The organism is Achromobacter sp., from assembly GCF_057314935.1.
On record NZ_DBHKZA010000130.1, the window covers coordinates 1 to 9,387 of the forward strand.

Sequence of the window (9,387 nt, forward strand, 5' to 3'; positions counted from 1 at the left end):
CGGCTGTCGCCACGGGGACCGTTGCCGTACGACGGACGCGAATCCGGACGGCCCTGGCCTTCGCGGCGTTCCGAACTGTAGGCGCCCCGTTCCCCGCCGCGGCTATCGCCACGCGGGCTGTTGCCACGGTTCTCGCCACGCGGCGCGTCATAGGACGGACGCGGTGCCGGCCGGCCTTGGCCTTCCCGGCGATCGCCACCGAAGGCGCCGCGTTCGCCACGGTTTTCGCCGCGGCTCTCGCCACGCGGTGCATCGTAAGACGGGCGCGGGGCCGGACGGCCGGCATCGCGGCCGGGGCGCTCGTCGCGCGCGCGGTCGCTGCGCTCGCGCTGCGGCGCTTCGCGGGCGTCGCCCTTGGGACGCGAGAAAAAGGACCGACCGTCGCGCCCTTCGGAGGCTGCCCTCGGGGTGCCTGCCGGACGAGAACGCGGAGATTGGGGTTTAGTCATGGTGTGTTCCAGTGGGGCGGAGGAGTTCCGCCCGATAAAAGCGATTCAGTGCGATTCGGGGCCGATCAAGCGGCCGGCGACCAGGTGAACAAGCGCGCGGGGTCCCCCTGCACGTCCACCCGGTGGTCGTTCGTCAGCGTAACCCGGCCTTCGGCCAGCCAGCGCACGGCAGCGGGAAAAGCCCGATGTTCCACTGCCAGCACGCGATTAGCCAGCAGTTCCGGCGTATCGCCGGCCAAGACCGGCACGCAGCCCTGGGCGATGATGGGGCCGTGGTCCAGCACCGGCGTGACGAAATGCACCGTGCAGCCGTGCACGCGCACTCCCGTCGCCAGGGCCTGGGCATGGGTATGCAGCCCGGGGAACGCCGGCAGCAGCGAGGGGTGGATATTGACCAGCCGGCCGGCATAGTGGTTGACGAAGCCCGGGGTCAGGACGCGCATGAAGCCGGCCAGGATGACATAGTCGGGCGCGTAGCGGTCGATTTCGGCAGCCAGCGCAGCGTCGAAGGCTTCGCGGCTGGCGTAGTCCTTATGGTACAGGGCTGCCGTGGGGATGCCCTGGGCGGCTGCCCATTCCAGGCCGCCGGCATCGGGCCGGCTGGCGATGACGGCGGCGATGTCGGCCGGCCAGTCCTCGTCGCGGCACGCTTGGGCCAGCGCCTGCATGTTGCTGCCCCGCCCCGAGATCAGGATGACGAGGCGGCGTTTAGAAAGGTGTGTTTCCGGCAAGATAAAGAATCCAAATAGGTAGCCCCCAGGGCGCCGCAGGGGCGCCTTGCTTGTCGCAAAAGGGCTTGTCCGCCACCATTGCGCACCCCGGAAATACCGGCCGCGCATAAATGGTTGGGGGGATTAGAACAAACCCGGAATCCAAAATTGTAAACTCTCGCTCGTGAAACCATCGCTGCGCATCTACCGATCCCTGCCTCCGCCCGACCGGCGCGCCCCTTGCGCGCTGACGATCGGCAATTTCGACGGCGTCCATCGCGGACACCAGGCCATGCTGGCGCGCGTCTGCCAAGTCGCCCGCGAGCGCGGCCTGACGCCCGCCGTCATGACCTTCGAGCCGCATCCGCGGGAGTATTTCGCCACCCTGAACCAACGCCCCGAACTGGCGCCCACCCGGATATCCGGGCTGCGCGACAAGCTGGCGGCGCTGGCGCGCTACGGCGTGTCGCAGGTCGTGGTGGAACGCTTCAACGCCCGGTTGGCCGAAATGTCGGCCAACGCCTTCATCGAAAACCTGCTGGTGCAGGGGTTGCAGGCCAAGTGGCTGCTGGTGGGCGAGGATTTCCGCTTCGGCCACAAGCGCAGTGGCGATATCGACCTGCTGCGCGAAGCCGGCATGCGCCATGGCTTCGAGGTGCAGACGCTGGCGGACGTGACCGATCAGCAAGGCCACCGGATTTCCAGTTCCGAGGTCCGCACGGCGTTGGCCGTGGGCGACCTGGACCGCGCCCGTCACCTCTTGGGCCACCCGTACCACATCAGCGGACACGTGATCCACGGCCAGAAGCTGGGACGGACCCTGGGCTTTCCCACGATGAACCTGCGCGTGGCCGAACGTTGCGCCGCCCGCTCGGGCATCTATGTGGTGCAGGTCTATGGCCTGGCCGAGCGCCCGCTGCCCGCGGTTGCCAGCCTGGGCGTGCGCCCGACGGTCGAAGACCGCGGCCGCGTGCTGCTCGAGTCGCACCTGCTGGACGACACGATCAACGCTTACGGTAAACTCGTACGCGTCGAATTCCTGCACAAGCTGCGGGACGAAGAAAAATTTCCTGACCTCCCTTCCCTGACTGCCGCCATCGCCGAAGACGCGCGAAACGCGCGCGCCTATTTTGCCGTTCATGGACTATAAAAAGACCCTCAACCTGCCCGATACCCCCTTCCCCATGCGGGGCGACCTTGCCAAGCGCGAGCCCGCCTGGATTTCGCAGTGGGAGGAAAACCACGTCTACCAGGCGATCCGAGCGGCCAGCCGCGGCCGGCCCCGTTTCGTGCTGCACGACGGTCCGCCCTACGCGAACGGCGACATCCACATCGGCCACGCGGTCAACAAGATCCTGAAGGACATCATCGTCAAGAGCCGCAACATGGCCGGCTATGACGCGCATTACGTGCCGGGCTGGGACTGCCACGGCATGCCGATCGAAATCCAGATCGAAAAGAAGTACGGCAAGCACCTGCCCGTGGCGGAAGTGCAGTCGAAGGCCCGCGCCTACGCGCTGGAGCAGATCGACCGCCAGCGCAAGGATTTCAAGCGCCTGGGCGTGCTGGGCGGCTGGGACCGTCCGTACATGACCATGAACTTCAGCAATGAAGCCGACGAGATCCGCGCGCTGGGACGCATCCTGGACAAGGGTTACGTGTTCCGCGGCTTGAAGCCCGTGAACTGGTGTTTCGACTGTGGCTCGGCCCTGGCCGAAGCCGAAGTGGAATACGCCGACCGCGTCGACCCGGCCGTGGACGTCGCCTTCCCGTTTGCGGATCCGGCCAAGCTGGCCAAGGCCTTCGGCCTGGAGTCGGTGGAAGACGGCGCCATCGTGATCTGGACGACCACGCCCTGGACCATCCCGTCCAACCAGGCGCTGAACGTGCATCCGGAAATCGAGTACGCACTGGTGCGGGTGTCCCCGGCGCCCAAGTTCGGCCCCCTGCTGCTGGTCGCGAAAGACCGCGTCGAAGCCTGCCTGAAATCCTGGAACCTGGAAGGCGAAATCATCGCCACGGCGCCGGGCGAAGCGCTGTCGGGCATCGAATTCCGTCATCCGCTGGCGCAATTCAATGCCGCGTACGATCGTCGCTCGCCTATCTACCTGGGCGACTACGTCACGGCCGACTCGGGCACGGGCGTGGTGCACTCGGCGCCTGCCTACGGGATTGAAGACTTCGTGTCGTGCAAGGCGCATGGCATGAAGGACACTGATTTCATCAGCCCGGTCATGGGCGACGGCAAGTACGTGGACAGCCTGGCGCTGTTCGGCGGCCTGTCCATCTGGGACGCCAACCCCAAGATCGTCGAAGCGCTGACCGAAGCCGGCGCGCTGATGCACGTCGAAAAGCACAAGCACAGCTACATGCACTGCTGGCGCCACAAGACGCCGATCATCTACCGCGCCACCAGCCAATGGTTCGCCGGCATGGACGTGGCCCCCAAGGATGGCGGCCCGACCTTGCGCGAATCGGCGCTGGCCGGCATCGACGCCACAGCCTTCTACCCGGCCTGGGGCCGCGCCCGCCTGCACGCGATGATCGCCAACCGCCCGGACTGGACCCTGTCGCGCCAGCGCCAGTGGGGCGTGCCGATGGCCTTCTTCGTGCACAAGGAAACCGGCGAGCTGCACCCGCGCACCGCCGAATTGCTGGAACAGGTGGCGCAGCGCGTCGAACAAGGCGGCATCGAAGCCTGGCAAGCCATTGAACCCCGCGACCTGCTGGGCGACGAAGCCGACCAGTACGAAAAGAACCGCGACACGCTGGACGTGTGGTTCGATTCGGGCAGCACGCACGCCACGGTGCTGGGCGGCAAGGACGGCGAATTCGCCGGTTCGCACGGCGCCGAACTGGGCTGGCCCGCCGACCTGTACCTGGAAGGCTCTGACCAGCATCGCGGCTGGTTCCATTCGTCGCTCCTGACCGGCTGCATGCTGTACGGCCAGCCGCCCTACAAGGCGCTGCTGACCCACGGCTTCGTGGTTGACGGCCAGGGCCGCAAGATGAGCAAGTCGGTGGGCAACGTGATCGCCCCGCAAAAGGTGTCGGATTCGCTGGGCGCTGAAATCCTGCGCCTGTGGGTGGCGTCCACCGATTACTCGGGTGAACTGTCCATCTCGGACGAGATCCTCAAGCGCGTGGTCGAAGGCTATCGCCGCATCCGCAACACGCTGCGCTTCCTGCTGGCCAACGTGGCCGACTTCGACGCCGTGTCGCAATCGGTGCCGTACGGCGAGCTCTTCGAGATCGACCGCTACGCGCTGGCCATGACGGCGCAGATGCAGTCGGAAGTGCAGGCCAACTACGAACGCTACGACTTCCACCCGGCCGTCTCGCGCTTGCAGACGTTCTGCTCGGAAGACCTGGGCGCGTTCTACCTGGACATCCTGAAAGACCGCCTGTACACGTCGGCCCCCGGCAGCGTGGCGCGCCGCTCGGCGCAGACGGCGCTGCTGGATATCACGCAGACGCTGCTGAAGCTGATGGCGCCGATCCTGTCCTTCACGGCTGAAGAAGCCTGGAAGGAACTGGTCGGCTCCGCCCTGAAGCACCAGGCCGACGCCGCCCGCACGACGATCTTCACCGAGGTCTACCACGCGCTGCCGCCGTTTGCCGACGCCGACGCGCTGACCGCCAAGTGGACGCGCCTGCGCGCCATCCGCGCCGACGTCCAGCGCAAGCTGGAAGAAGTGCGCACGGCGGGCGACATCGGTTCGTCGCTGCAAGCGGAAGTCGATCTGTACGCCAATGGCGACGACCAGCAACTGCTGGCCAGCCTGGGCGACGACCTGCGCTTCGTGCTGATCGTCTCGCGCGCCACCGTGCACGCGGGCGAAGGCGAAACCCGCATCGAGGTGACGCCGTCGACGCACAAGAAGTGCGAACGCTGCTGGCACTGGCGCCTGGACGTGGGCCAGGACGCCGACCACCCCGAGATCTGCGGCCGCTGCGTGTCCAACCTGTTCGGCTCGGGCGAAGCCCGCGACAAGGCTTGAGCATGGCCCGCCCCTCCGATCCGGGAGTGACGGGCGCAGCCCCCACCCGCGCCGCACCGGCGCGCGTGGGCGGCTGGCTGGCGCTGGCGCTGTTGATCATCGTGCTGGACCAGTTGACCAAGGTGTACTTCAACACCTCGTTCCAGTACGGCGAACGGGTCAACGTGCTGCCGGTCTTCGATTTCACGCTGCTGTTCAACCGGGGGGCCGCGTTCAGCTTCCTGGCGTCCGAGGAAGGCTGGCAGCGCTGGCTGTTCACCGGCCTGGGCATCGTGGCGGCCGTGGTCATCACGATCATCCTGCGCCGCACGCATGGGCAGCCGCGATTCAGCCTGGCGCTGACGCTGATCCTGGGCGGCGCCATCGGCAACGTCATCGACCGCGTGGTGTACGGCCACGTGGTGGACTTTCTGTTGTTCTACTGGAAAGACTCCTACTTCCCCGCCTTCAACCTGGCGGACGTGGGAATCAGCTGCGGCGCTGTGCTGCTGGTGCTGGACGAGCTGCTCCGCGCCCGCAAGAAACCGCAGGCCTGACGACCGACGCCGGGGCGCAACGCCCCGGCCGCCCCTCCCCCGGGGTTGGGTTTTGCCCTATTTGATCCCCCCTGAATGCATCGCGAACGGCGCAATGCCGCAATGCAGAATAAAATCACCCTCCATTCCTCGTTTTCACGGCGCTGAACCCGCCGCCACGCCCTCATGCTCGATCTCGCCCGCAAACGCATCGTCCTCGGTCTGACCGGGGGCATCGCCTGCTACAAAATCGCCGAGCTGGTGCGGCGCATGACCGAACAAGGCGCCACGGTCGACGTGGTGATGACCGAGGCGGCCACGCACTTCATCACCCCCGTCACCATGCAGGCCCTGTCGGGCCGGCCGGTGTTCGTGGACGCCTGGGATGCGCGCGTGCCAAACAACATGGCGCACATCGACCTGACGCGCGGCGCCGACGCCGTGCTGATCGCCCCCGCCAGCGCCGACTTCATGGCCAAGCTGGCGCACGGCATGGCCGACGACCTGCTGTCCACACTGTGCCTGGCGCGCGCCTGTCCGCTTCTGGTGGCGCCGGCGATGAACCGCGAGATGTGGGCCAACCCGGCCACGCAGCGCAATGTCGAACAATTGCGCGCCGACGGCATCAGCGTCCTGGGCCCCTCGGCCGGCGAACAGGCTTGCGGCGAGACCGGCGACGGCCGCATGCTGGAAGCGCATGAGCTCTTGACCGACCTGATCGCTTTCTTCCAACCCAAGCTGCTGGCCGGCCGCCATGTGCTGCTGACCGCAGGCCCCACGTCCGAACCCGTGGACCCGGTGCGCGTGCTGAGCAACCGTTCGTCGGGCAAGACCGGCTACGCGCTGGCCCGCGCGGCCCGCGAAGCCGGTGCCCGCGTCACGCTGATCACCGGCGCCACCTTCCTGCCCGTGCCGCGCGGCGTCACCGCGCTGTCGGTCATGACCGCGCGCCAGATGCACGACGCCGTGATGGCCAGCGCCGCCGACGCCGACATCTTCATCGCCGTGGCCGCGGTGGCGGATTGGCGTGTGAAGAACGTCAGCACGCAAAAGTTGAAGAAGACCACCGAAGGCGGCGGCGCGCCGCTGATGGAGTTCGAACCCAATCCGGACATCCTGGCCGAAGTGGCCAAGCTGGAAAACGGCCCGTGGTGCGTGGGCTTTGCAGCCGAGACCGAAAAGCTTGCTGAACACGCGGAAGCCAAGCGCGCCCGCAAGGGCATCCCGCTGCTGGTGGGCAACCTGGCGCACAAGGTCATGGACGCGGACACCACCGAACTGGTGCTGTTCGACGAGCAAGGCGCGCACCCGCTACCCGCCGCCGACAAGCTGGACGCCGCACGCCGCCTGATCGCCGAGATCGCGGCAAGGTACCCGGCGTAGGATGGCATCGCGTTGAGGGGCACCCGGCAAGCGCCGGGCGCCATCTTTGCCGCGCGGCTTATTGCTCCAGGCTGATGTTAGCGGCCTTGACGATATCGGCCCACTGCTTGCGGTCGTTTTCCAGGAACTGGCTGGTCTTCTCAGGCGTCATGCCCGTCACCGGTTCCGACCCCAGGCCTGCCATCTTCTCGATCACTCCCGGCTGCTTGAGCACGTCTTGCAGCGCGGCGTAGTAGGCCGCCAGCACGTCGGCGGGCAAGCCTGCCGGCGCGAACACGCCCTGCCACGTCGGCATGTCGAACCCCTTCAGGCCCTGTTCGTCCAGCGTGGGCACGTTGGGCAACTGGGGCGCGCGCTTGATCGAGGCCACCGCGATGGCCTTGACCTTGCCCTGCGAGGCCAAGGGCGCGGCCGTCGAGATATTGTCCATCGTCATCGCGATGTGGCCGCCCAACAGGTCGGTGATGACCGGCGCCGCGCCGCGATAGGCGGCGTGCGGGACCTTCACGCCCATCTTGTACAGCATGGTTTCGGCGATCAGGTGGTTGGAAATGCCCACGCCCGCCGTGCCGTAGGTGGCGGTCGGCGTCTTCTGGAAGTATTCCTTGAGCTCGGCCAGGTTGTTGGCGGGCACGTCCTTGTTCACGATCACCACGTTGGGCTGGACCGCAGCCAGCGTGATGGGGGTGAAGTCCGCGGGCTTGTAGTTGGTGCCCTTCGGGTTCAGGACGTGGGTGATGGCCATGGAGCCGGCCGCCGCGATGCCGATGGTGTAGCCGTCGGCCGGCGATTGCGACAGGCGGAACGCCATGATGTTGCCGCCGGCGCCAGCCAGGTTTTCGACCACGACCGCCTGGCCCAGCCGCTGCGACAGCGGTTCGGCCAGCAGGCGCGCCAGCGTATCAGCCGAGCCGCCGGGCGCGAAGCCCACCAGGAGCCGCACGGGTTTTGTGGGTTTCCACGCATCGGCGGCGATTGCCGTGGAGGCGGCCGTCAACGCAGTAACGGCGAACAAGGCGCCAACGGCGCGGTGCAGGGTAAGGCTGAACATGAAAGGTCACTCCGAACGATAAATTGACGAAGACAGCTTCGTCTCCCCTCGCCGCTCATCCGGCACGGCTGCAGGCCAGGGATCCGCAACCATGCATCGGGCAGCTTTGGCGGCGTTATTCCAATAGTTGCGACAGCGTCTGGGCGACCAGGCGGTTGGACAGCAGCACGGGACGGCCGGACGCCTGCGCGACGGCCTGGCGCATGCGCTCGGCGTAGCCCATGCAATGCATGACGATCAGGTCGCATGACGCCAGCGCCTGGCCGGCCAGCGCGAAATTGCGCGCGGCCTGGCCGGCATCGGCTTCGTAAGGCGAGGCGTGCGCGACCTGCGTATCGCAGGTCAGCGGCACGGCCATGTGAAAGAAGTCGACCTGTTCGGCCAAGGGCACCACCAGCCCCACTTTGCGGCAGTGCTGCGACAAGCCCGCCACCAGATGGTCGACGACCTGCTGCGGCTCGACGACCAGGGTGCGCATCGGCGCGATGGCGGTACCGGTGCACAGCGGCACCAGCACGTCGTAGCCGGCGCCGTCCGCCTGCCGCATGACCGCTGCCAGCCGCGCCTCGGCGGCGGCCGCATCCAGCTGGATCTGGGCGCCGTCGCGCAAGCGCGTGGCGAAACGGTACTCGCCGTCCCGCGGGGCCATCGCGGCCAGCGCCGCGGCGTCCAACCCATCCAGCGCGCCGAATTCGTCGATCTGCACGGCGTCGCCCAACAGCCGCGCCATCTCGGGCACGACATCGCTGCGCGGCGATTCGCCGATGGTGAAAAACGCCACGCGGCGGGAGCGTGGCGCGCTCATGCCGCCCCGCCGTCTACGCGGCCCACGGTCTGCAGATGCGCCATCGAACCGTAGCGGCCTTGCAACGCGGCCCACTCGGCGTCGTCGAAGAACGTCATCGTGCGCTGGCCATACAGCTTGGCGATCTCGATGCAAAAGCGCATCGCAACGTCGGCGTCGACGGCATTCGTGACGCCGGTCGCGCAGCCGGGCACGGTGGTCTGCGCGGTCAGCGCCACACCCACGACCGGCGCGTCCGTCACGATCGCCGGCTGCATCAGCGAATTCACATGCCACAGGCCGTTCTCGTACGGCGTGATGTCCTGCGTGGTCAGCGGCAAGGTCACGGGCAACTCCCCGCTGACCCAGCCCATCACATCCAGCATCGTTTCCGGAATGCGCAGCAGGTAGCCCTGCTTGGCCACCGGCGTCAACGCCACGCCACGCTTGTTGACCAGGCGATTGCCGCGCGTCGTGTCGACCGACAAGATCGC

At 67.2% G+C, this 9,387-nt stretch carries 8 protein-coding genes and 1 pseudogene; 4 read left to right on the forward strand and 5 right to left on the reverse strand.

Annotated elements, in window-relative coordinates; genetic code table 11:
• A pseudogene (locus ACO6D5_RS28265) lies at window positions 1-449 on the reverse strand (hypothetical protein); the annotation flags it as partial.
• A gap of 65 nt (window positions 450-514) precedes the next feature.
• Complete coding sequence (gene purN / locus ACO6D5_RS28270; protein WP_485827218.1) at window positions 515-1,180, reverse strand: phosphoribosylglycinamide formyltransferase; 666 nt, start codon at window positions 1,178-1,180, stop codon at window positions 515-517.
• A gap of 163 nt (window positions 1,181-1,343) precedes the next feature.
• Here purN and ACO6D5_RS28275 point away from each other — a divergent pair, with 163 nt between their 5' ends.
• From ACO6D5_RS28275 to coaBC, 4 genes are all read left to right on the forward strand, one after another.
• Window positions 1,344-2,309, forward strand: a complete 966-nt coding sequence (locus ACO6D5_RS28275; RefSeq protein ID WP_315846680.1) for a bifunctional riboflavin kinase/FAD synthetase — start codon at window positions 1,344-1,346, stop codon at window positions 2,307-2,309.
• Window positions 2,299-5,160, forward strand: a complete 2,862-nt coding sequence (gene ileS, locus ACO6D5_RS28280; protein ID WP_485827219.1) for an isoleucine--tRNA ligase — start codon at window positions 2,299-2,301, stop codon at window positions 5,158-5,160. Before ACO6D5_RS28275 ends, ileS begins: the two co-directional genes overlap by 11 nt.
• A gap of 2 nt (window positions 5,161-5,162) precedes the next feature.
• Window positions 5,163-5,696, forward strand: coding sequence for a signal peptidase II (lspA, locus tag ACO6D5_RS28285; RefSeq protein ID WP_315846678.1), 534 nt, complete (start codon window positions 5,163-5,165; stop codon window positions 5,694-5,696).
• Between the two features lie 165 nt (window positions 5,697-5,861).
• Window positions 5,862-7,058: a bifunctional phosphopantothenoylcysteine decarboxylase/phosphopantothenate--cysteine ligase CoaBC gene (gene coaBC / locus ACO6D5_RS28290; RefSeq protein WP_169273834.1), complete on the forward strand. Its 1,197-nt coding sequence runs from the start codon at window positions 5,862-5,864 to the stop codon at window positions 7,056-7,058.
• A 58-nt stretch (window positions 7,059-7,116) separates the two neighbouring features.
• Here coaBC and ACO6D5_RS28295 read toward each other — a convergent pair whose 3' ends face one another.
• From ACO6D5_RS28295 to ACO6D5_RS28305, 3 genes are all read right to left on the reverse strand, one after another.
• Complete coding sequence (locus tag ACO6D5_RS28295; RefSeq protein ID WP_315846677.1) at window positions 7,117-8,109, reverse strand: tripartite tricarboxylate transporter substrate binding protein; 993 nt, start codon at window positions 8,107-8,109, stop codon at window positions 7,117-7,119.
• 115 nt (window positions 8,110-8,224) lie between these two features.
• The gene (locus tag ACO6D5_RS28300) at window positions 8,225-8,914 is read right to left on the reverse strand and encodes an AroM family protein (RefSeq protein ID WP_315846676.1); all 690 of its coding nucleotides are present in this window, start codon (window positions 8,912-8,914) and stop codon (window positions 8,225-8,227) included.
• Window positions 8,911-9,387, reverse strand: a 477-nt coding sequence (locus ACO6D5_RS28305; RefSeq protein ID WP_485827220.1) for a DUF1177 family protein, incomplete at its 5' end; no start/stop codon positions are given. The genes ACO6D5_RS28300 and ACO6D5_RS28305, both read right to left, overlap by 4 nt.